This window comes from Sphaerisporangium melleum (assembly GCF_014646695.1).
In the GTDB taxonomy this organism is placed as follows: Bacteria; Actinomycetota; Actinomycetes; order Streptosporangiales; family Streptosporangiaceae; genus Sphaerisporangium; species Sphaerisporangium melleum.
In genome coordinates, this window is record NZ_BMNT01000030.1 from 26,308 (window position 1) to 47,879 (window position 21,572).

Annotated in this window: 19 protein-coding genes; 15 read left to right on the plus strand and 4 right to left on the minus strand. The window is 72.6% G+C overall.

Translation table 11 applies throughout. The features are described from left to right. The first annotated feature begins 327 nt into the window (after positions 1-327). The 11 genes from lysS (at position 328) to IEY93_RS25065 (ending at position 12,356) form a co-directional block, all read left to right on the plus strand. Complete coding sequence (lysS, locus tag IEY93_RS25015; protein WP_189165629.1) at positions 328-2,049, plus strand: lysine--tRNA ligase; 1,722 nt, start codon at positions 328-330, stop codon at positions 2,047-2,049. A gap of 254 nt (positions 2,050-2,303) precedes the next feature. Then, entirely contained in the window at positions 2,304-3,110 is an 807-nt protein-coding gene (locus IEY93_RS25020; RefSeq protein WP_229691446.1) for an SAM-dependent methyltransferase, read from the plus strand. Positions 3,111-3,317: 207 nt separating this feature from the next. Then, a complete protein-coding gene (locus IEY93_RS25025; protein WP_189165560.1) occupies positions 3,318-5,096 on the plus strand; it encodes an ABC transporter substrate-binding protein in 1,779 nt (592 codons plus the stop codon). Between the two features lie 3 nt (positions 5,097-5,099). Next, the gene (locus IEY93_RS25030; RefSeq protein ID WP_189165561.1) at positions 5,100-6,137 is read left to right on the plus strand and encodes an ABC transporter permease; all 1,038 of its coding nucleotides are present in this window, start codon (positions 5,100-5,102) and stop codon (positions 6,135-6,137) included. Beyond that, positions 6,134-7,054 carry an ABC transporter permease gene (locus IEY93_RS25035; RefSeq protein ID WP_189165562.1) on the plus strand — a complete coding sequence of 307 codons (921 nt, stop codon included), beginning with the start codon at positions 6,134-6,136 and terminating at the stop codon, positions 7,052-7,054. The genes IEY93_RS25030 and IEY93_RS25035 overlap by 4 nt, the downstream gene beginning before the upstream one ends. A gap of 3 nt (positions 7,055-7,057) precedes the next feature. Further along, entirely contained in the window at positions 7,058-8,143 is a 1,086-nt protein-coding gene (locus tag IEY93_RS25040) for an ABC transporter ATP-binding protein (protein WP_229691447.1), read from the plus strand. Continuing rightward, a complete protein-coding gene (locus IEY93_RS25045) occupies positions 8,140-9,147 on the plus strand; it encodes an ABC transporter ATP-binding protein (protein WP_189165563.1) in 1,008 nt (335 codons plus the stop codon). The genes IEY93_RS25040 and IEY93_RS25045 overlap by 4 nt, the downstream gene beginning before the upstream one ends. Beyond that, the gene (locus IEY93_RS25050; RefSeq protein ID WP_229691448.1) at positions 9,144-10,157 is read left to right on the plus strand and encodes a GNAT family N-acetyltransferase; all 1,014 of its coding nucleotides are present in this window, start codon (positions 9,144-9,146) and stop codon (positions 10,155-10,157) included. Before IEY93_RS25045 ends, IEY93_RS25050 begins: the two co-directional genes overlap by 4 nt. A 142-nt stretch (positions 10,158-10,299) precedes the next feature. Further along, positions 10,300-11,211: an N-acetylmuramic acid 6-phosphate etherase gene (gene murQ / locus IEY93_RS25055; protein WP_189165564.1), complete on the plus strand. Its 912-nt coding sequence runs from the start codon at positions 10,300-10,302 to the stop codon at positions 11,209-11,211. Positions 11,212-11,286: 75 nt separating this feature from the next. Next, on the plus strand, positions 11,287-11,910 hold the full coding sequence (locus tag IEY93_RS25060) for a GNAT family N-acetyltransferase (RefSeq protein ID WP_189165565.1): 624 nt from the start codon (positions 11,287-11,289) through the stop codon (positions 11,908-11,910). Positions 11,911-11,978: 68 nt separating this feature from the next. Further along, positions 11,979-12,356: a DUF488 domain-containing protein gene (locus tag IEY93_RS25065; RefSeq protein ID WP_189165566.1), complete on the plus strand. Its 378-nt coding sequence runs from the start codon at positions 11,979-11,981 to the stop codon at positions 12,354-12,356. Between the two features lie 182 nt (positions 12,357-12,538). Here IEY93_RS25065 and IEY93_RS25070 read toward each other — a convergent pair whose 3' ends face one another. Then, positions 12,539-13,006, minus strand: coding sequence for a DUF4383 domain-containing protein (locus tag IEY93_RS25070; protein WP_189165567.1), 468 nt, complete (start codon positions 13,004-13,006; stop codon positions 12,539-12,541). A gap of 299 nt (positions 13,007-13,305) precedes the next feature. On the opposite strand from IEY93_RS25070, the gene IEY93_RS25075 reads away from it, so the two are divergent. The 4 genes from IEY93_RS25075 (at position 13,306) to IEY93_RS25090 (ending at position 19,653) form a co-directional block, all read left to right on the plus strand. After that, a complete protein-coding gene (locus IEY93_RS25075; RefSeq protein WP_189165568.1) occupies positions 13,306-13,728 on the plus strand; it encodes a DUF2795 domain-containing protein in 423 nt (140 codons plus the stop codon). A gap of 184 nt (positions 13,729-13,912) precedes the next feature. Next, the gene (locus IEY93_RS25080) at positions 13,913-14,482 is read left to right on the plus strand and encodes a hemerythrin domain-containing protein (protein ID WP_203968107.1); all 570 of its coding nucleotides are present in this window, start codon (positions 13,913-13,915) and stop codon (positions 14,480-14,482) included. A 304-nt stretch (positions 14,483-14,786) separates the two neighbouring features. After that, positions 14,787-15,857 (plus strand): NAD-dependent epimerase/dehydratase family protein, encoded by a 1,071-nt coding sequence (locus IEY93_RS25085; protein WP_189165569.1) that lies wholly within the window; start codon positions 14,787-14,789, stop codon positions 15,855-15,857. Positions 15,858-16,095: 238 nt separating this feature from the next. After that, positions 16,096-19,653 carry a WD40 repeat domain-containing serine/threonine protein kinase gene (locus tag IEY93_RS25090; RefSeq protein ID WP_229691462.1) on the plus strand — a complete coding sequence of 1,186 codons (3,558 nt, stop codon included), beginning with the start codon at positions 16,096-16,098 and terminating at the stop codon, positions 19,651-19,653. A 15-nt stretch (positions 19,654-19,668) separates the two neighbouring features. On the opposite strand, the gene IEY93_RS25095 is transcribed toward IEY93_RS25090, so the two are convergent. From IEY93_RS25095 to IEY93_RS25105, 3 genes are all read right to left on the minus strand, one after another. Then, complete coding sequence (locus tag IEY93_RS25095; protein ID WP_189165571.1) at positions 19,669-20,583, minus strand: alpha/beta fold hydrolase; 915 nt, start codon at positions 20,581-20,583, stop codon at positions 19,669-19,671. Beyond that, positions 20,580-21,017 (minus strand): helix-turn-helix domain-containing protein, encoded by a 438-nt coding sequence (locus tag IEY93_RS25100; protein ID WP_307837556.1) that lies wholly within the window; start codon positions 21,015-21,017, stop codon positions 20,580-20,582. The genes IEY93_RS25095 and IEY93_RS25100 overlap by 4 nt, the downstream gene beginning before the upstream one ends. Positions 21,018-21,113: 96 nt before the next feature. Next, positions 21,114-21,572, minus strand: a 459-nt coding sequence (locus tag IEY93_RS25105) for a hypothetical protein (protein WP_229691449.1), incomplete at its 5' end; no start/stop codon positions are given.

Consider the following 21,572-nt stretch of genomic DNA (forward strand, 5'->3'; position numbering starts at 1 on the left):
AATGGCCTCGCTCCGCTCGGCGTGCTCGTCGCGCCTTTGAGGCGGCGCTCCTCGTCGTCGTTCACGAGCGCTCGTTCCTCGCACTCGCTCCCTCCTCCTTAGACCACCGCCGCGCCACGAGCGGTGTTTTATTGCCTCGCTCTGCTCGGTGGCTCGTGGCACGCTTGAGGCGGCGCCCTTGGTCGTCGTCGGGGCTCGTTCCTCACCTCCCTCCTCCTCCTTGCGGGGGCCGCCGCGCCACGGGAAGGGAGGCTGGCGTCGGTGACTCCGGCGGTCCGGGACAATGGTGGGGTCACGCTTTCACGGAAGGAAGTGCCGATCGTGGGTATGAGCGCCGAGGCCGACTGGGTCGCACGGTTCGCGGACGAGGTGATCGCCGAGGCGGAGCGCCGTGCCCCCGGCAAACCGATCGTCTGCGCGTCGGGCCTCAGCCCGTCCGGCCCGATCCACCTCGGCAACCTGCGCGAGGTCATGACGCCCCACCTGGTCGCCGACGAGATCAGGCGCCGCGGGCACGAGGTGGTCCACATCATCTCCTGGGACGACTACGACCGGTTCCGCAAGGTGCCCGCGGGTGTCGACTCCTCCTGGTCGGAGCACATCGGCAAGCCGCTGACCTCGGTGCCCGCGCCGCCCGGCAGCACCTACCCCAACTGGGCCGAGCACTTCAAGGCGCCGATGATCGCCGCGCTGGCAGAGCTGGGCGTGGAGTTCCGCGGCATCAGCCAGACCGAGCAGTACACCTCCGGCGCCTACCGCGAGCAGATCCTGCTCGCCATGCGGGAGCGTGCGCGCATCGACGAGATCCTCGGCCGTTACCGCACCAAGGGCAAGTCCGCCAAGGCGCCGAAGCGGCAGGGCGGGCTGGACGAGGCCGACGCCGCCGCGGCCGAGGCGGCGGCCCAGGGCTCGGGCGCCGCCGAGGAGGACGACGGCTCGGCCGCGACCGGCTACTACCCGTACAAGCCGTACTGCTCGGTGTGCGAGCGCGACACCACCACGGTGACCGCCTACGACGACGAGACCACCGAGCTGACCTACACCTGCGGCTCCTGCGGCAACGAGCAGACCGTGCTGCTGTCGGAGCACGACCAGGGCAAGCTCGTGTGGAAGGTCGACTGGCCGATGCGCTGGGCGTACGAAGGGGTGGTCTTCGAGCCGTCCGGCGTCGACCACCAGTCGCCGGGGTCGTCCTGGACGGTCGGCGCCCCCATCGTCAGCGAGGTCTTCGGCGGCGAGCGGCCGATCGGCCCGATGTACGCCTTCGTCGGCATCAGCGGCATGGCCAAGATGAGCAGTTCCAAGGGCGCGGTGCCGACCCCGGCCGACGCCCTGGAGATCATGGAGGCGCCGCTGCTGCGCTGGCTGTACGCGCGGCGCAAGCCGAACCAGTCGTTCAAGGTCGCCTTCGACCAGGAGATCCAGCGGCTGTACGACGAGTGGGACGCCCTGGAGCGCAAGATCGGCGACGACACGGCGCTGCCCGCCGATGTCGCCGCCTACACCAGGGCGGTCGGCACGGCCTCCGGCCCGCTGGCCGCGACGCCGCGTCCGGTGCCCTACCGCACGCTGGCCTCGATCGTCGACGTGACCACCGGCCACGACGAGCAGACCCTGCGCATCCTGAGCGACCTCGACCCGGAGAGCCCGATCACCTCGCTGGAGGAGGTCCGGCCGCGGCTGGACAAGGCGGCGCGGTGGGTGACCACGCAGGTTCCGGCCGAGCAGCGCACCCGCGTGCGCGACGAGCCGGACTCCGCGCTGCTGTCCTCGCTCGGCGAGCGCGAGCGCGAGTCGCTGCGCCTGCTGCTCGCCGGCCTCGACGAGCAGTGGTCGCTCGACGGCCTCACCGCCCTGGTGTACGGCGTGCCGAAGGTCCAGGCCGGGCTGGCGCCGGACGCCAAGCCGACGGCGGAGCTGAAGGTCGCCCAGCGCGAGTTCTTCGCCCTGCTGTACACCCTGCTGGTCGGGCGGGACACCGGGCCCCGGCTGCCGACGCTGCTGCTCGCCGTGGGCGCCGACCGGGTCCGCGCGCTGCTGGGCGGCTGATCGCCCACCTCCTGATCGGGCCGCCAGTTGTTGATCGGGCCGTCGTCCTCTCCACCTGGACGGCGGCCCGTTCGCGTGTCCGTCCGGGGTGGTGAGGTCCGCCCACGGGTGGAAATACGCGGCTTTTGCACGGCTGCGGGGTCCGTCGGGGCTCCGATGCGAGGTTGTGGCCCCATATGGCCATATCGCCGGGGAAGCGAAGTGTGAGGGAGATCGCTACCATCGGGAAGGAGAGTGAGCGGCGAGGGAGCGGCGTGAGCGAGAACATGGTGCCGACAGGCGTGGATCCGTCCATTCCGAGCGTCGCGCGCATCTATGACTACTACCTGGGCGGGAAGGACAACTTCGCCGCCGACCGCGCCGCCGCCGAGAAGATCATCGAGATCCTGCCGAACGTGCGCCAGGTCGCGAGGGAGAACCGCGAGTTCCTGATCCGCACCGTGACCCATCTCAGCCGGCAGGGCGTCCGCCAGTTCCTCGACATCGGGGCCGGACTGCCGACCCAGCGCAACGTGCACCAGGTCGCCCAGGATCTCGCGCCGGAGTCGCGGGTGGTCTACGTCGACAACGACCCGATCGTGATGACCCACGCGCGTGCGCTGCTCGCCGAGAACGACCGGGTCCTCGCGGTCGGCGCCGACCTGCGCGACACCGAGGCGCTGCTCGACCAGCACGAGATCCGCGCGCACCTGGACTTCTCGCGGCCGGTGGCGATCCTGCTGCTCGGCGTCCTGCACTTCATCCCCGACGACGGGGAGGCCGCCAAGATCGTCACCACGCTGCGGTCCGCGCTCACGCCGGGCGGCCACCTGGTGATCTCGCACGGCTCGGTGGGCGAGATCGACGAGGGCAGGGCCCAGGAGGGCCGGCAGGTCTTCGCCCGCACCGCCGCGCCGGGGGTCACCTCGCGCACGCCCGAACAGGTGCGCGCCTTCTTCGACGGCCTGCAGCTGGCCGAGCCCGGGGTCGTGCCGTTGCACGAGTGGCGGCCCGAGCTGGAGCCGGTGCTCGCTCCAGAGGGCGGAGCCGGCGCGGTGGGAGGGGTCGGCCGGCTGGTCTGACCACGGCACGGCAAAGCGCGACACATCCAAGGGCCTCGGCGGAAAGCCGGGGCCCTTCGCCATGTCCGCGATCTCCTCGGGGACGTATGCGCAGGTAGATGGGCTGGTAAAGAGAAACTTCATGCTAGTCTGCAAGGAAGAAAAAAATTGTCCCCCCTGTCCTGACGCGCGTACGGCCCCGGCGATCGGGGATCTGGAGAGCACTTCATGAAGCGACTCGCAGCGATCGCCGCCCTGGCGGCCCTCGCCGCAACCGCGGCCTGCGGACAGGTCGCCGCCCCGGCAGGGCCGGGTGGCGTCTACACCACGATCGACGGCGCCAAGCAGATCGACGCCACGGCGCCGATCAACCCGTTCAACCCGCAGGGGAGCACCTTCGTCGGCTACGACGCCATGTCTCTGGCCTGGCCGAAGAACAGCCTGACCGATCCCAACCAGTTCTATCCGGGCATCGCCCAGAGCTGGACCACCACGCCCGGTCAGGGCGAGGTCGTCGTGCACCTGCGGCCGGACGCCCGCTGGTCGGACGGAAAGCCCGTGACCAGCCAGGACGTCCGCACCTCCATCGGGCTCGCCTACACCCAGGGCGGCAGCGCGTACACCGTCAACGCGGGCGCGGCCGGCGCCGCGGCCGACATCCAGGTCGTAGACGCCAAGACCATCAAGGTGGTCCAGGGGGCCAACCGCAGCAACACCTTCCTGCGCAACGTGCTGTCCACGGTCGTCGTCCCCGACCACGTCTACGGCAAGCTGCTCCCGGCCGGCTTCTGGGCCACGCTGACCGCCGCGCGGGGCACCGGCCCGGCCGCCGACCGGGCCAAGGCCGAGATCACCGGGCTGACGCAGAAGGTCATCACCTTCGCCCCGCCGCAGGACGTCTCGGCCGGGCCCTTCGTCCTGGAACGGATCAACCCCGGCGCCGCGCTGCTGCGGCGCAACCCGTACTTCTACGACGCCGCCAAGATCGTGCCGGACAAGGTGAAGGTGCTGAACTACACCGGCAACGAGCAGATCTGGAACTACCTGGTCTCCGGCAAGCTGGACAGCGCCCCCTTCACCGCCGTCCCCGCCGCCGTCATGGGCCGCATCAAGAGCGCGCCCGGCAACGCGGTCCGCAGGGGGTACTCGCCGGTGGCCGCTTCCATGGCGTTCAACCAGGCGCACAAGCCCTACGACAACGTCCACGTGCGCCGGGCCCTGGCGTACCTCATCGACCGGGCGCAGGTCACCAAGATCGCCTCACCGGAGGCCGGGACGCCCTCGCTCACCACGACCGGCATCCACGGCGACTCGGCCAAGGCGTGGCTGGGCGAGCGGCTCGCCACGCTGAACCCCTACAAGGTGGACCCGGCCAAGGCCGACCTCGAACTGAAGGCCGCCGGCATGGTCAAGCGGGGCGGCACCTGGCGGATGCCGGACGGAAAGCCGTGGAAGGTGGAGCTCCACGTGCCCGCGTCGTTCTCCGACTGGGTCGCCGCCGCCAAGTCGATCACCAGCCAGCTCAACGACCACGGCATCGACGCCAACGTGACCACCTCGGCGGACTACGTGCTCTACCTGGACGAGCTGGCCGCGGGCAAGTTCGACGTCGGCTTCTGGCTGATGGCGCTCGGCCCCTCCTCCTACAACATCTTCCAGCGGCTGTACGGCTCGGCCAACGGCTGGTCGCTGCTCGCCGGCCGGCTCAGCCACTCCCCGCCCGGCAAGGACGGCAACTGGATGGGCGGCCCCGAGAAGATCGACGGGATCGACCCCGGCGAGCTGACCAACCGGCTCAACCTCGCCACGCCGCAGGAGCAGAAGAACATCGTCGGCACGCTGGCCACCGTGACCAATCAGCAACTACCGGTGATCCAGATCTACGACTACGTCAACACCCAGTTCATCAACACCAGCCGCTACACCGGCTGGCCGCCGGACGGCAGCGAGGCGCTGCGCCTGCCCGCGGGAGTGTGGATGCAACTCGGCATGATCAAGAAGAGGTAGCCCATGACGCCTCTGCCCAACCAGCGCGCCCCGAAGACCCGGGCGGTGGCCCGGCGGCTCGGCGGTCACGTCGTCCGCGGCCTGGTCATGATCTGGGTGGTCACCACCATCAGCTTCGTGATCATCCGCAACATCCCCGGCAACCCGGTGCTCGGCCAGTACGAGAAGCTGATCGAGAAGGGCATGTCCCCGGACGAGGCCCAGCGGGCCACCGCCGCCCTCTACGGGTTCCTGCCCACCGGCACCCTGTGGGAGCAGTACACCGGCTACCTCAAGGCGCTGCTCCACCTCGACCTCGGCCAGTCGATCAGCACGCCGGGCACCGAGGTGGTCACCCTGCTCGCCTCGGCGGCCAAGTGGACCGTGCTGCCCGTGCTCGGCGGCACACTGCTGAGCTTCCTGCTCGGCGTCACCCTCGGCGTGTACGCCGGCATCAAGCGGTCGGGCAAGCTCGGCGACCTGCTGTCGATCTCCGGCTCGCTGCTGCACGGCGTGCCGCAGTACGTCATCGGGCTGCTCATGCTGGCCATCTTCACGACGCTGTGGCCGATCCTCCCGCCGGGCGGCCCGGTCGACGTCGAGTACGTCCCCGGCCTCAACGCCGGCTACCTGGCCTCGCTCGTCCAGCACGCCACCCTGCCGGTGCTGACCTACGCGCTGGCGAGCTACGGCGGCTGGGTGCTGGCCATGAAGTCCAGCGTGGCCACCGTGCTCGGCGACGACTTCATCCTCGCCGCCGAGCTGCGCGGGCTCACCAGGGGAGTGCTGTTCCGCTACATCGCCCGCAACGCCATCCTGCCGCTGTTCACGATCCTCGCGCTGTCGCTCGGCATGCTGTTCGGCGGCGCCATCTTCATCGAGCGGATCTTCAACTACCCCGGCCTCGGGCTGCTGCTGGTCAACAGCATCGGCGCCCGCGACTACGCGCTCATGGGAGGAACGTTCCTGGTGACCACGGTGGCCATCATCGTCGCCAACATCGCGGCCGACCTGCTCTACACCGTGATCGACCCGCGGGTGCGGACGGGAGGCGCGGCATGAGCGTGACCGTACCGCAGACCGAGCTGCAGCCCGGCCTGTCCGGCACCCGGGCGGCCCTGCGGCGCAACTTCTGGCGCGGCGTCGCGCGCGTGCTGCGCCGCAAGCCCAGCCGGATGGTGGGCGTCGCCATCGTCGCCCTGTTCCTGCTGATGGCGGCGTTCGGGCCGATGCTGTACCCGGCGCACCTGCCGCGCGACAACAACGCCCTGTACGCGCCGCCGAGCCTCGCCCACCCGTTCGGCACCGACTTCGAGGGCACCGACGTGCTCGCCCTGGTCGTCACCGGCGCCCGGTACGTGATCCTCACCGGCCTGGTCACCGCGGTCATCACCGTCGCGGCCGGCACGCTGCTCGGCCTGCTCGCCGGCTTCCACCGGGGACGCTGGGACACCGCGCTCATGCGGCTCACCGACCTGCAGCTCACCATCCCCGGCCTGCCGCTGCTGCTGGTGCTGTCCACCGTGTGGAAGTTCCAGGGGCCGCTGGCGATGGGACTGGTGCTCGGCCTGCTCGGCTGGGGCGGCATCGCGCGGGCCGTGCGCTCGCAGACCCTCTCGCTGCGCGAGCGCGGCTTCATCGAGGCCGCACGCGGGCTCGGGCTGTCCACCACGCACATCATCGGCCGTGAGCTGCTGCCCAGCATGGCCCCCTACATCGCGATGAACATGCTCATCGCGGTCACCGGGGCGATCTACGCCCAGGTCGGGCTGTTCTTCCTCGGCGTGCTGCCGTTCGACTCCAACAACTGGGGCGTGATGCTGAACCTCGCGGTCTTCGGCGGCGGGGCGCTCACCAGCGCCGCCGCGCTGCCGTACCTGCTGGCCCCGCTGCTGGCCATCCTGCTGCTCACTCTGGGCATCGTGCTGGTCGTCGACGCGATGGACGAGATCTTCAACCCGCGGCTGCGTGAGGAGTAACCGGTGACCACCCTCTCCCATGGGCCCTCCGGCTCGCCCGGCTCCCACTCGTCCGAGGAGGGCGACCTGGTGGCCGGCCCTGCGGCGCCTCCGCCGCCCGGGGTACGCGTGCGCGACCTGGTCGTCGTGTACAAGACCCCGCTCGGCGAGCTGCCCGCGCTCGGCGGGGTCGGCCTGACCGTCGACCCCGGCACCATCACCGGCATCGTCGGTGAGTCCGGCTCCGGCAAGTCGACGCTGGCGCTCTCGCTGCTCAACGCCGTCCAGCCGCCCGGCCGCATCGCGAGCGGCAGCGTCGAGATCGACGGGCTCGGCGACGTCGTGCGGCTCGACGGCGACCCGCTGCGCCGGGCGCGCGGCCGGCACCTGGGGTACGTCTTCCAGGCCGCGCAGAACTCCCTGAACCCGCTCAAGACGATCGGCAAGCAGTTGCTCGACCTCGGCCGCTCACACGGGGTGGCCGACCTCGCCGCCCTGGTGCGCGACGCCAAGGACCTGCTGGGCCGCATGGGCCTGGACGGCGCCCGCGTGCTGGACTCCCACCAGCACGAGCTGTCCGGCGGCATGCGCCAGCGGGTCGGCATCATGCTCGCGCTGGTGCTCAACGCGCGGCTGGTCATCCTGGACGAGCCCACCACCGCGCTGGACATGATCACCCAGGCGACGATCCTGCGCATCATCCGGGAGATCCACAAGGAGCGCGGCCTGACCACTCTGATGATCACCCACGACATGGGCGTCGCGGCCGAGGTCACCGACCATCTCGCCGTCATGTACGGCGGGCAGGTGGTCGAGCACGGCCGCACCACCGAGGTCCTCGGCTCGCCCGCCCATCCCTACACCCAGGGCCTGATCAGGGCGATCCCGCGCCTGTCCGGCGACATCACCAAGGCCAGCGCCCTGCCCGGCCGGCCGCCCACCCTGGGCACCCTCCCCAAGCAGGGCTGCGTCTTCCAGGAACGCTGCCCGGTCCGCATGGACGTCTGCGCCACCGTGGCCCCGCCGCCGGTGACCACGCACGGCCGTACCGTGGCCTGCCACGCCACCGCGGCCGCCCCGCCCCTCGACGGCCGGAAGGAGCAGCCGTGATCACCGGCACCGGCATCACCAAGACCTACAAGCAGCGCGGCGACGTCCTCGGCAGCCGCGAGGTGCGCGCGCTGCGCGGCGTCGACTTCGCCGTCCCCAGAGGCGGAGCGGTCTCGTTCATCGGCGAGTCCGGGTGCGGCAAGACCACCCTCGGCCGGATCATCGCCGGGCTGGAGACCCACGACTCCGGCGAGATCGTCATCGACGGCACCCCGATGACCCCGCTCAGCCCGCGCAGACGCCGGCCGTACTTCCGCAGGATCCAGCTCATCCACCAGGACCCGTACTCGGCGCTCAACCCGACGCGGACCATCCACCAGACCCTGCGCGCCCCGCTCGAACTGCGCGCCCGGCAGACCGGCAGGCCCGGCTCGTGGATCGACCAGCGGGCCGGCGAGCTGCTGTCCCTGGTGGGCATCGACCCCGGGTACGTCCTCGGCCGCTATCCGCACCAGCTGTCCGGCGGCATGCGCCAGCGGGTGGTCATCGCCCGCGCGCTCACCGTCGACCCCGAGATGCTGGTCGCCGACGAGTCGGTGTCCATGATCGACGTGTCCATGCGGCTGAGCATCCTCGCCCTGCTGAAGGACCTGCGCGAGCGGCTCGGCGTGAGCCTGCTGTTCATCACCCATGACATCGCCACCGCGCGCTACATCGGCGACGCTGGGGAGCTGTACGTGCTCTACCGGGGGCAGGTCGTGGAGCGGGGCCTCACCGAGAGCGTCATCCACGAGCCCGTCCACCCCTACACGCAGGCGCTGCTGTCGGCGATCCCCGTCCTGCACGGGCTGGAGCGCCCCGGGCGCGAGCGCGTCGTGCCGACCGAGGCGCTGGACGAGCGGCATGCCGACGAGGGCTGCCTGTTCGCCCGCAGGTGCCCGTTCCGCACCGAGCGGTGCGAGAAGGAGCTCCCGGTCCTGGCCGGGTGCCAGGACAGCAGTCACGAGCACGCCTGCTTCCACCCGCAGCGGCGCGCGGTCATCCCGGTGGAGGCCGTCGCGTGACCGCCGCACCCGGCCCCGCCCGCGACCGTCCCGCCACCTCCGCCCCGACAGGCCGAGGCGTTCCGGGTACGGCGGCCGGTGCCACGCCGGCCGGTGTCGCGCCGACCGGGGCGGACGGCGGCGAGTCGGCCGCCGTACGGCCGGTGCGGCCCGCCGACCTCCCCGTCCTCGGGGAGCTCGCCCGGGACGCGCTGGTCCACGACGCCGGCGAGGCGGCGGCCCTGGTGTCCCGGCTCGCGGCCCCGCCCCAGGAGCGCGTGTGGACGGCGCTCACCACGGCCGGCCTGGACGGGGTCGTGTTCGCCTCCCTGTCGGCTACCGGGGACGCGGGTCACGTCGACCTGCTCGCCGTACACCCCGCGGCGCAGGGACGTGGCCTCGGCCGGGACCTGCTGCGCGCCGCCGAGGACTGGCTACGCGACCAGGGCGCGCGCGAGGTACGGCTGGCCGGGAACCCGCCCTGCTACGCCTGGCCGGGCATCGACGTGCGGTACACCCCCGCCGTCTGCCTGGCCGAGAGCCTCGGCTACGAGCGGTACCGCGCGGCCTTCAACATGACCGCCGACCTGCCCGCGGCCGCCGGTGACCGGGGGGACGGCGAGGAGCGACAAGAGCGCGAGCGGCTGGCCGCGGCCGGGGTGACGCTGCACGCGGCGCCGCCCGGCGAGCGGGCCGAGGTCGCCGCGTTCGCCCGCCGCGTCTGGAACGGCAACTGGGCCTGGGAGGCCGAGCAGGCCACCGGCTGCCACTACGCGAGCCGGGACGGCGAGATCATCGGCTTCGCCGCCTGGGGGTCCCGGCCGGCGTGGTTCGGCCCCATGGGCACCGCCGAGGCCGCCCGCGGGCTCGGCGTCGGCAGGGTCCTGCTGCGGCGCTGCCTCGCCGAACAGGCGGCCGCCGGCCTGACCAGCGTCCAGATCGGCTGGGTGGCCCCGATCCGGTTCTACGCCAGAGCCGTGGGCGCGCGGGTGGAGCGGGTCTTCTGGCTCTACCGGCGCGACCTCGGCTGACCGCGCCCGGCCGGCCACCGGCCGAGCCCGCCCCGTCCGCCGGGACGGGCGGCGGATCACCGGACAACCTTCGGCCGCACTCGGCCGTCCGCCGCGTGCGGCCGGCGGACCGGCCACGACCGTCCCCGCGAGATGAGGAGAGATGATGCGACCGACCGCGACGCCGGCCACCACGGAGCTGAGCGATCCGGCGTACCGCCAGATCGACCGCCTGCCCACCGAGGAGATCGCCCGCCTGATGAACGCGGCCGACTCCACCGTGCCGGCCGCGGTCGCGCGGCGGATCCCGGAGATCTCCGCGGCGATCGACGGCATCGTCGCCCGGATGCGGGACGGCGGGCGGCTGCTCTACGTGGGCGCCGGCACCTCCGGCCGGCTCGCCGTGCTGGACGCCTCCGAGTGCCCGCCGACGTTCGGCACCGACCCCGGCACCGTGGTCGGCGTCATCGCCGGCGGCCCGCCCGCCCTCACCCGATCGGTGGAGGGCGCCGAGGACGACGCGGAGGCGGGCGCGGCGGCCATCGGCGAGCACGGCGTCGGCCCGCGGGACAGCGTCGTGGGCCTGTCGGCCAGCGGCCGGGCGCCGTACGTGGTCGCCGCGGTGACGCATGCCCGCCGCCTGGGCGCGCTCACCGTCGGACTGTCGTGCAACACCGGCACCCCGCTGTCGGAGGCGGCCGACCACGCCATCGAGGTCGTCGTCGGCCCCGAGGTGGTGGCCGGTTCCACCCGCCTGAAGGCCGGCACGGCGCAGAAGCTCGTGCTCAACATGATCTCGACCATCTCCATGATCAAGTGTGGCCGGACGTTCGGGAACTACATGGTCGAGGTGTCGGCGAGCAACACCAAGCTCGTGGCCCGCGCCGCGCGCATCGTGGCCGACATCACCGGCGCGGACGGGACGCGGGCGCTCCGGGCGCTGGAGGAGGCGGGACACGAGGTGAAGACGGCCGTGGTGATGATCCGGCGCGGCCTCGACCCCGACGAGGCCCGCCTGCTCCTCGCGGCCTACGGCGACCGCCTCGACCTCGTCCTCGACGCCCGCCCGACCTGACCCCCGCACGCCGTGGCGGAGGGCATCGGGGGCGGTGCGCGGACGACGTGCGACGGGCGGGCATAATGCACAGTCGTGTCCGCACACATCGAGCTGACCTGGCCGTCGGCGGCCGATGACGTCCTGCGCGCGCAGGTCCACCGCGTGATCCACGCGGTCGTCCGTGCCGGTGGCGCCGTCGGCCACCTCGCCCCGCCCGGCCGCGACGAGACCGACCGGTTCCTGGACGAGGTGCTGGCCGGGGTCCGCGCCGGGGACGCCGCCCTGGCCCTCGCGCGGGTGGACGGCGTGGTCTCGGCCATGGGCATGTGGCGGCGGTCGCTCGCCCCGGTCTTCGCGCACTCCGCCGAGGTCGGCAAGGTGATGGCGCACCCGTCGGCCCGCGGTCTCGGCCTCGGCCGCCTGGTGGTCGACGGGCTGATCGCGAACGCGCGCGCCGCCGGTCTGGAGATCCTGACGCTCGGGGCGCGCGGCAACAACCACGGCGCCATCGAACTGTACGAGGAGCTGGGCTTTCGCGAATGGGGCCGGCTGCCCAACGTGATCGCGGTCGGCCGGGAACGCTTCGACGACGTGCGCATGTTCCTGGACCTCGGCAACCGGGCCCCGGAGGTCGTGCTGCGCGGATCATCGGCGGGCGGCCCGGGCTCCTCCCCGCGGCGCCGGGCAGGGGCCGGCCATCGGGGTGACGGTCAATGAAACGGGCATATCTCCTATAACCAGTGGTTGGGCGGGCCGTCTCAGCCACCGGCGAGGGGAGGGCGTAGATGTCCGTACGACTGCGCCGCATCTATGACGAACCATCATCGGACGACGGCACGCGCGTGCTCGTCGACCGCCTCTGGCCGCGCGGGCTGGCCAAGGACGAAGCGCGCCTGGACGAGTGGCTGAAAGACGTCGCGCCGTCCGACCAGCTGCGTGTCTGGTACGGCCACCGGCCGGAGCGGTTCGAGGGCTTCCGCAGCCGCTACCTGGCCGAGCTGGACGACCCCGCCCGCCGGCGCGCCCTCGACCGGCTCACCGAGCTGACCCGGCACGGGACGGTGACCCTGCTCACCGCCACCAGGGACGTCGAGCACAGTCAGGCCGCCGTCCTGGCCGGACTCCTCTCCCGGACCGGCGGAGCCCGCCGCGCCCCCCACTGACGCCCTGTACGCGGTGCAGGCATCACCCGTCCGGGGCCGGTGACCACGGGTTGGCCGGGGTCTCGCCATAGGAAGGCGTCGGCGTTCGCCGTACACCGTCCCGCTGTCCACGGCGGCGGGCCGGCCGGGATGACCGGCCGGCCCGCCATCCGGCTTACGTCGGTCGCGTCCCCGTGGGGGCGTCAGAGCCGTTCGGTGACGGCGCGGCGGCCGAGCAGCAGGCCGAGGGCGATCATGCCGGCGCCGAGGAGCAGGTGCAGCCAGTTGTCGGCGCTGTTCAGCGGCACGAAGTTGGCCGCGGTGTCGTGGCCGATCAGCATGCCGTACAGCCACAGGACCAGGTAGACGGCGCCACCGCCGAGCAGGAAGGACCGGGCGCCCTGCCAGGTGCGGGCGAGCGCGATGCCGGCGACACCGAAGAGCAGGTGGACGATGTTGTGCAGCACCGACACCTCGAAGACGCCGAGGAGCATCGCGTCGGACTGGTGGCCGGCGAACTGGAGCTGGTCCACGTTCGACGTCACGCCCGGCACGAAGCCGAGCACGCCGACGACCAGGAACACGACCCCCACCACGAGCGAGGCGGTCTGCATGGGGCTGCGACGTGCGGTCCGTGCGCCGTGCGAATGCCGGGTGTGGATGGTGTCCATGACCCCTCCAGAAGGGATTGACGCTTCGCCTTTTCGCTTGCCAAGCCCCGCTACCCCGCTTACGACGGCATATTCGACTTCCCCGGCGGGCGGGCCGATAAGAAGGCCGGCCGGCCGCGCGAATATCCTGGAAAACGGTCGATTATCGTTTACCGAATTTCTTTCCACCGGGCCGCCGTCCAGGGCCGCGCGGAGCCCGCCGCAGGTCAGCGGCATACTCGGCGTGATCTGTGGCGCGAATGGCGGTTTACTCACCCGCGGTGGGGTACATGCTGCGGTCCCAGTGAAAGGAGACGCCGATGGCCATGGAACGCGGCAGCGACAAGCACGGTCGCCGTCTCGACGAGGAGATCAAGCACGAAACCAGCGGCCTGATCCGCGGTGGTGGAGTGGGCCACGCGGAGGAGTGGAGGGAGCCGGAGCCGGTGCGGGACGCCGAACAGGACATGCGCGCCCACGGCTACCCGCCCGGCCACGAGCCGGGAGTGGCGCCGGGCATGACGCAGAGCGACGTGGACCAGCGCAGCAACCTGGCCAGGTGGCTGACCGACGTCCACTACCCGGCCGGGCGCGAGGAGATCCTCGCGCGCGCCGAGAGCAACCTCGCCATGCCGGACTCCGTACGCGAGACCCTGCGGCGGCTGCCGGACGGCGAGTTCCGCAACATCGGGGAGATGGCCGAGGCGCTCGGCCTGGGACGGGAGCACCGCTTCGGCGAGTGACCCGGGCGAGCGGCGCGACAGGTCCCGCACGCGAGGCGTTGCCGGGGCGGAGCCGGGAGCACGGCGGCATCCGCCCCGCCTCGCCTCCGGTCAGGCCGGAGGGCATGGGGCGCGAGTGGTTTTCCGTAGGCCTCTGCGGGTAACGGGGCCGGACGCATCGCACCTCGCAGTGTAAGGAGCAGAAATGATCAAACATGGCGGTGACGTCATCACCGTCCTCACCACCGACCACCGGGAGGTCGAGGAGATCTTCGCGGAGCTCGAGGCTCTGCGGGAGAAGCGTGACGACGATCTCCGCAGAGAGCTGACCGAGAAGGTGATCACCGAGCTGGTGCGGCACTCGGTGGCGGAGGAGGCCTACCTCTATCCGGCCGCCCGGAAGTTCCTGCCGGACGGCGACCGGCTGGCCGACCGGGAGATCGCCGAGCACGTCCACGCCGAGCGCCTGATGAAGCAGCTGGAGGGGGCCGATGTCACCGACCCGGCCTTCGAGGGACTGCTCGACGACTTCATGACCACCGTCCGGCAGCACATCCGGGAGGAGGAGGCCGAGCTGTTCCCCGAGCTGGTGAAGTACGCCGACGCCGAGGAACTGCACGACCTGGGGAAGAAGGTCACGGCGATGAAGAAGATCGCCCCGACCCGTCCGCACCCTGGCGCGCCGCACCACCCCCCGGCCAACAAGCTGCTGGCCCCCGGCGCGGGCCTGGTGGACCGCATCCGGGACCTGATCACCGGCCGTTCCACGCTCTGACCCCCTGCCGTGCCACGGGCAGGTCCGGTCTCGTGGACGGGGTGACGAGGGCAGGTCAGGTGTTCCAGCAATTCCGCTCTAGTGGCGCGTGCGGACGGTGGTCCGCGGCGCGTGGCCGGACGGGCCCTCCGGTGGATGGGGGAGGACGAGCGGCGGGAAGGTTCCCGCGTACGACGAAGGCGGGGGTGGCCGGGGACGGGCTCTGGCAAGGTCTGACCCAACCTGGTCAAAGGTGTGTCCCAACCCGGTCAAATGATCGCGTCTACTCGCGTTTCGGCGCACAGCCGTGGGGCAGCAGCGTCGTATGAGAGTCATCGTGGTCGGTGCGACGGGCAACGTGGGCACGAGCGTGGTCTCCGCGCTGGAGTCCGATCCTGACGTCACATCGATCGTCGGGATCGCCCGCAGGCTTCCCGCCCGCCGCTCGTCCTTCCCCGGGCAAGGCCCCGGCCGCACCGAGTGGCGTTCGGCCGACATCGGCACGAGCGATCTCACCGGCATCTTCTCCGGCGCCGACGCGGTGGTGAACCTCGCCTGGCTGTTCCAGCCCACCCGCAACCCGGTGCTCACCTGGCGGGCCAACGTCCTGGGCGGCATGCGGGTCTTCCGCGCCGTCGCCGAGGCGGGCGTGTCCATCCTGGTGCACGCCTCCTCGGTCGGCGCGTACTCGCCGGGGCCCAAGGACGCCCCGGTGGACGAGAGCTGGCCGACGCACGGCTGGCCCGGCGCGGCCTACTCCCGCGAGAAGGCCTACCTGGAGCGGGTGCTGGACGTCTTCGAGAACGACCACCCGAGCATCCGCGTGGTACGGATGCGCCCGGGCTTCATCTTCAAGCGCGAGTCGGCCGGCGAGCAGCGCCGCCTGTTCGCCGGCCCGTTCCTGCCGGGGCGGCTCCTGCGCTCCGGCCGGGTGCCGATCGTGCCGGACGTGCCCGGCCTGCGGGTCCAGGCCCTGCACTCCGCCGACGCGGGCGAGGCCTACCGGCTCGCCGTCACCCGCTCGGTCTTCGGCGCCTTCAACCTCGCCGCCGAGCCGGTGCTCGACTCCGCCGCCCTGGCCAGAATGCTCGACGCGCGCCTGGTGCCGGTCTCGGCGCAGCTCGCCAGGACGGCAGTGGCGGCGGCGTGGCACCTGCGGCTGACCCCGGCCTCGCCGGGGCTGGTGGAGATGGCGCTGCGGATCCCGCTCATGGACACCACGCGGGCGCGCACCGTCCTCGGCTGGCGTCCGCGCCACACCGCGCTGGAGGCCGTCGGCGAGCTGCTGGCGGGCCTGCGCACCGGCGCCGGCATGGAGACCCCGCCGCTGGCACCCCATGCCGGTGGGCCGGCCCGGGTCGGCGAGTTCGCGAGCGGCGTGGGCCGCCGCCCCTGACCGCCCGCCGCCCGGCAGGCGCCCGACCGGCCGGGCGCCGTACGCCATCCCCGGCACGCTGCCGCCGTCCGGAGTCAGCGCCTCCGAGCCCTCAGAGATCGCTGCTCGGGCCCTACCCTGGCCTGACCGGGAGTGGCATTCGGCCGACCGGCCCCGTGTGGACGTGATGAGCCGCAACTTCTGGTGTGCGCCCGGCATCTAAGCAGACGAGTGCGTACGATCTTGCGGGGTGACCGGAATGGTGGCGGCGGCGCTGACGGCGGGGGATCCGGCGCGGTTAGGGGACTACTGGCTGGCCGGGCGCCTCGGCGCCGGGGGCCAGGGCGTGGTGTACGAGGCGTACGACGCCGAGGGCGCCCGGGTGGCGGTCAAGGTGCTGCACGCCGACGCGGCCGGCGACCCCGACCTGCGCTCACGCTTCGGCAAGGAGGCCGTCGCCGCGCGACGCGTCGCCTCCTTCTGCACCGCCCGGGTGCTCGCCGTCGACCTGGAGGCCGCCAAGCCGTACATCGTCAGCGAGTACATCCCGGGCCCCAGCCTGCGCAGGGCCGTCTCGGGCGGGCGGCGCTTCGCCGGAGACGACCTGTACCGGCTGGCCACCGCCGTGGCCACCGCGCTGACCGCCATCCACGACGCCGGCGTCGTCCACCGCGACCTCAAGCCCGACAACGTCCTGCTCGGCCCGGACGGCCCCCGCGTCATCGACTTCGGCATCGCCCGCACCCTGGAGATGTCGCTCACCGCCACCGGCCTGGTCACCGGCACCCCCACCTACATGGCGCCGGAGGTCTTCACCGGAGAACGCGCCGGCGCGCCCGCCGACGTCTTCTCCTGGGGCGCCATCGTGGTGTACGCCGCCAACGGCGACGACCCGTTCCGGGCGGAGAGCCTCGGCGCGGTCATGCACCGGGTGCTGGCCACCGACCCCGACCTGCGGAACCTGCCCGACCGGCTGCGCCCGCTGGTCGCCGCGGCGCTGTCGAAGGATCCGCAGGCCCGCCCCAGCGCACGCGAGTTGCTGCTCGGCCTGCTCACCGGATTCCACGGCAGCCAGGCCGAGCTCCTCACCCTGGCCAGCGCGGAAGCGGGGATGCTCGGGCGCGATACGATCACCGACCCCGCGCTCGGCACGCTCGCGGAGGAGGCCTACGGGTTCCTCGACGCCGCCGAACGCGGCCTGGTCCCGGACGTGTTCCTCAGGTTGGTCGGCGTCGGCGACGCCGGCCAGATCACCATGCGGAGCCTGTCGCGCGGCGAACTCCTCGACGGGCGCACTCCGCAGGAGGCGGCGGCGCTGGACCGCGTCCTGGACGTCTTCTCCTACCTGCTGACCACCCGGGGGGACGAGGTCCGGCTGTCGCGTCCCGCGCTCATCCAGGCCTGGCCGCGGCTTCGCTCGTGGGTCGGCGACGAGCGCGACGGCCTGCCCGTACACGAGACGATCAACTCCGCGGCACGGCACTGGAACGACCACGGACGCCGCGAGGCCGACGTCTTCCAGGGCAGCCGCCTCGCGGCCGCGCTGAGCTGGGCGGCCACCGGTCGGCGCCACCTCACCCTCAGCGGGCTCGAACGCGACTTCCTCGCCGCCTGCGACGCCGCCGTCCGCGACCGCGTCCGGCGGCGCCGCCTGCTCACCGCCGCCCTGGCCACCCTGCTCGTCCTCGCCCTGACCGGCGGCGCGATCGCCGTCCAGCAGGCCCGGACCGTCACGGCGCAACGCGAGATGCTCGCCGCCCGGCTGGCCGAGGCGATGGCCGGCAAGGTCGCCGCCGAGGCCGACACCATACGGACCACCGACCCGGTGCGCGCCATGCTGCTCAGCGTGGCCGCCTGGCGGCTCGCCGACCTGCCCGGCACCCGGGCCACGCTGCACAACGCGTGGGCGCAGCGGGAACGCGCCGCCTTCACCGACCCCGACACAGCGGGCGACACCGTGCGGCGGATCACCCTGGACGGGCGCCGGCTGTTCAGCGTCTCCCCACGGGGCGTGCGCGTCTACGACCCGCGCACCGGCCGCCGCGTCGACGGATGGGACGACGTCAAGATCGGCGGCCAGGCGTTCCGCGACGCCGCCCTCAGCCCCGACGGCCGCCGGCTGGCCATCGTGGCCGGCGGCACCGTCCAGGTGTGGGACACCGTCCGCCGGCGGCCCACGGCCCGGTACGAACTCGTCGCACAGCAGAACTTCAACGACATCTCCTTCGGCCTGAGCGACCGGTGGCTGACGGTCCGCGAAGGCCAGGGCGCCGTGCTGTGGGACATGCGCACCGGCGCCACCCTCGACGGCGAAAAAGTGTCCGCGCCGATCGTGGACACGGCCTTCACCCCCGCCGGTGACCTGGCCGCCGTCTCGCTCATCTCCGATCCGGAGCGCTTCGCCCTCCTGCGGCTGCCGAGCGGTGAGCCCGTCGCGCGCTGGCACGACGCCGACGGCTGCGCGGGCACGACCGCGACGGCGGTCGCGTTCAGCCCCGACGGGCGCACCCTGGCCTGCGGCACCCACTCGGCGATCACCCTCGTCGACGTCCGCACCGGCCGATCGCTCCCGCACCAGCCCTATCTCGGCTGGGACTGGCCCAACGGCCGGATGCGGTTCAGCCCCGACGGCCGGTTGCTTCTGGCCGGCGGCGAGAAGAACGTCCGGCTCATCCGGGTCGCCGACGCCCGCACACTGCTGACCTACAACGGGACCGTCGAAGGGGCCGGCTTCGACGGCCCCACCCTGCGCTTCCTCGCCGGCGGCACGGTGGTGGACGTGGACGTGGCCGGCCTGCTCACCCCCGCCCGCCTCCCCGGCGCGGCGCCGCAGGCGGCGCTGTACAGCCCGGACGGCCGCCTGCTGATCACCCAGGCCGAAAACGCGCGGTCGCTGGTGCTCCGCGACCCCGCCGGCCGCCCGGCGGGACGGCCCATCCGGCTGACCGGCGCGTACGACGTGACGCTTCCGGCCGAGCCGGCGTTCAGCGCCGACGGGCGGACGTTCGCCTTCGCCGGAGACGGCAACGGCGAGACCGTACGCCTGTGGGACACCGAGCGGCAGGCGCAGATCGCCCAGGTCCCGGTGCCCCAGGACTGGTATCCGCACTCCCTGGCCATGAGCCCCGACGGGGCGCTCCTGGCCATCGGCGCGAGAACGCCCACGGGCGACGACGAGCAGGCCCGCGGCCGGCTCATGATCTGGGACGTCCGCCACGGCCGCTGGGGCAGGTCCATCGACCTGGACGACAACGCCGGCGTCGTCTTCCGCCCGGGCACCACGACGGTCGCCCAGACCCGGGGCCCGTCCAACCGGCTGCTCGACGTGGCCACCGGCCGGCAGACCGGCCCTTCCCTCGGCCCCGCCCGCGACTCGCAGGTCGTCCTCGCGTTCAGCCCGGACGGGACCACCCTGGCCTTCGCGTCCTCCGGCGGCCTGAGCTTCTGGGACGTTCGCACGGGCGCACGGCGCGGCCCTGTGCTCAAGGGCATGTCACCCCGCGACCTCGTCTTCTCCCCTCGCGGGGACGTCCTCGCCGCGGTCGGCGAGGAGGTCCAGTTCGTGGACGTCGCGACCATCCGGAAACTCGGCGTCCCTCTCCCCGCCGAGGACGCGTCGTGGTTCGTCTCGGCGGGCTTCGGCTCCGGCGGCGCGGTGCTGCACACCATCGAGGACTCCGGCGTTCTGCACGAGATCCCGGTCGACCCCGCCCGGATGGCCGCCGCCGTCTGCGCCCGCGCCGGCCGCACCCTCACCCCGGCCGAATGGCACGCCTCCTTCCCTGGCGTCGAGCCCTACCGCGACCCCTGCCACTGACCCGGCCCCGGCGGGTCAGACGGCTTCTCCGGCGCCTTCCGGCGCCGGGTCGGGGGTCGCGGCGTCCTCGCGGAGGAAGTCGAGGATCTGCCGCGTCCGCCCGACGATCAGGTGCCCGACCTCCGGCCGCAGGTCGATGCGCGCGTGCGGGGCCGCCGCGCGCAGCCGCCGCTGCGTGCCGGCGGAGTCGAGCAGCCCGTCGCGCCCGCCGAGGAGCACCAGCATCGGCATGGTGAGCCGGCGCAGACCCGCGTCGTCCAGCACCGGAAGCGGCTCCTGCCGGTACTTGACGTTCTCGGACACCAGCATGAAGTAGTCGGCGAACCTGCGGGCCTCCGGAGTCGACGGGGGCTCCATCGGGCCGAGCGCCGCGCGCATGGAGACGCGTCGTCCCCACCGGCCGAACGGGCGCAGCAGCAGCCAGATCAGCAGCGCCTGGTACTTCTGCCGGCCGATGCCGCCCGGGCACAGCAGCGCCATGCGCTCCACCCGCCCGGGCCGGTGGCTCGCGTACCGGGAGGCCATCCAGCCGCCGAGTGAGATGCCCACCATGCTCACCCGCGCGAGGCCGAGGCCGTCCAGCACATCGTCCAGCCAGTTCTCGTACGCGCCGGACGCCAGCGGCGGCCGGGACGGGGCGCTGAGACCGGGCTCGCCGATCATGTCCACCGCGTACAGCCGGAAGTGGCGTGACCAGGCGCCGACGTCGCCGATCCAGGACGAGCTGTTGGCGCCGGAGCCGTGCAGCAGCACCAGCGGCGGCGCGTCCGCCGGCCCGCAGGCGACCACGAACGTGTCGCCCTCGCGGGTCGGCACGTGCACCTGCTCATTGGGCACCGGCCACCGCTCCAGGTAGTACCGGTACTCCTGCTCGACGGCGCGGGCCCCCTCCTCGGAGGTGTAGACGGCTGAGGTGTACGTGGTGTTCACTGCCCCTCCTCGATCAGCACTTGGATGATCCTCAGCAGCTCGGTGGTGTCGGCGAGGCCGCCGATCATGACGATCCGCATGACCGCGCGCTCCTCGTCGTACTCGGTCTGCACCTGCAGGCGCTGTCCGCCCTCGCGGCCGCCGACCGAGGCCAGGCCCAGGGTGCTGATCCGGCTCATCGTCTCGGGGCTGACCGCGTCGATGCGCACGACGGTGGACACCTCGGTGTGCCGGGTGCGCCGGACGGTCTCGGCGGCGGGCGGCGCGACCGGGTACCCGGCGAACGCGTCGAGGTCCTCCCGGGTGATGCGGTACTGCTTGCCGACACGGACCGCCTTGAGCCGCCCGTCACGCACGTAGCCCCGCACGGTCTTCGGGTGCAGATCGAGCAGGGCGGCCACCTGTTCGACGGTGTACGGCTGCTGAGAGATCATTCTTCGCTTGTCCTTCCCTAACTTCCTTCAAGATGCATGATGTCATGGCTTGATAGGGAAGTATAGGGAATTACGTGCAACTGACGCCGAGCTCGGTCATCCGGGCGGAGACGGACGTGCGCTCAGCAGGGCGCGCAGTTCCTCGAACTCGATCGGACGGCCCAGCCGCAGTGCGGCGTACTCGGCCGCGCCGCCGCTCGCCCCGGCGAGCAGTGCGCACGCCAGACGCCACTCGTCGCGCGCCGTGCGCAGGGCCTGCGCCTCCTCCGGCGAGAAGCCGGTCGGGGACGGCGACGACCGATCGCGAAGGCGGACGTACGCCTCGTACGCCGCACGCTCCGTCGCGGCCTCGGGCAGCGCGGGAGCGGGCAGCCGCTCGCCGAGGAGTTCCAGCAGCACGCGTGACCGGGCCAGCTCGGCGAACCGCCACGCGGTCACCCCCGGGCTCGCCGACGCGCTCCCGCCCTCATCGTCGTCCCCGGCCTGCTCCTGACCGGCCTGCTCCTGACCGGCCTGCTCCTGACCGGCCTGCTCCTGACCGGCCTGCTCCTGACC

Bases quoted from the DNA above. Each gene is read 5' to 3' on its own strand.
- lysS (WP_189165629.1), top strand. From the start codon at position 328: ATGAGCGCCGAGGCCGACTGGGTCGCACGGTTCGCGGACGAGGTGATC.
- IEY93_RS25100 (WP_307837556.1), bottom strand. From the start codon at position 21,017: ATGATCTCTCAGCAGCCGTACACCGTCGAACAGGTGGCCGCCCTGCTC.
- IEY93_RS25085 (WP_189165569.1), top strand. From the start codon at position 14,787: ATGAGAGTCATCGTGGTCGGTGCGACGGGCAACGTGGGCACGAGCGTG.
- IEY93_RS25090 (WP_229691462.1), top strand. From the start codon at position 16,096: ATGGTGGCGGCGGCGCTGACGGCGGGGGATCCGGCGCGGTTAGGGGAC.
- IEY93_RS25080 (WP_203968107.1), top strand. From the start codon at position 13,913: ATGATCAAACATGGCGGTGACGTCATCACCGTCCTCACCACCGACCAC.
- IEY93_RS25030 (WP_189165561.1), top strand. From the start codon at position 5,100: ATGACGCCTCTGCCCAACCAGCGCGCCCCGAAGACCCGGGCGGTGGCC.
- IEY93_RS25035 (WP_189165562.1), top strand. From the start codon at position 6,134: ATGAGCGTGACCGTACCGCAGACCGAGCTGCAGCCCGGCCTGTCCGGC.
- IEY93_RS25075 (WP_189165568.1), top strand. From the start codon at position 13,306: ATGGCCATGGAACGCGGCAGCGACAAGCACGGTCGCCGTCTCGACGAG.
- IEY93_RS25025 (WP_189165560.1), top strand. From the start codon at position 3,318: ATGAAGCGACTCGCAGCGATCGCCGCCCTGGCGGCCCTCGCCGCAACC.
- murQ (WP_189165564.1), top strand. From the start codon at position 10,300: ATGATGCGACCGACCGCGACGCCGGCCACCACGGAGCTGAGCGATCCG.
- IEY93_RS25065 (WP_189165566.1), top strand. From the start codon at position 11,979: ATGTCCGTACGACTGCGCCGCATCTATGACGAACCATCATCGGACGAC.
- IEY93_RS25070 (WP_189165567.1), bottom strand. From the start codon at position 13,006: ATGGACACCATCCACACCCGGCATTCGCACGGCGCACGGACCGCACGT.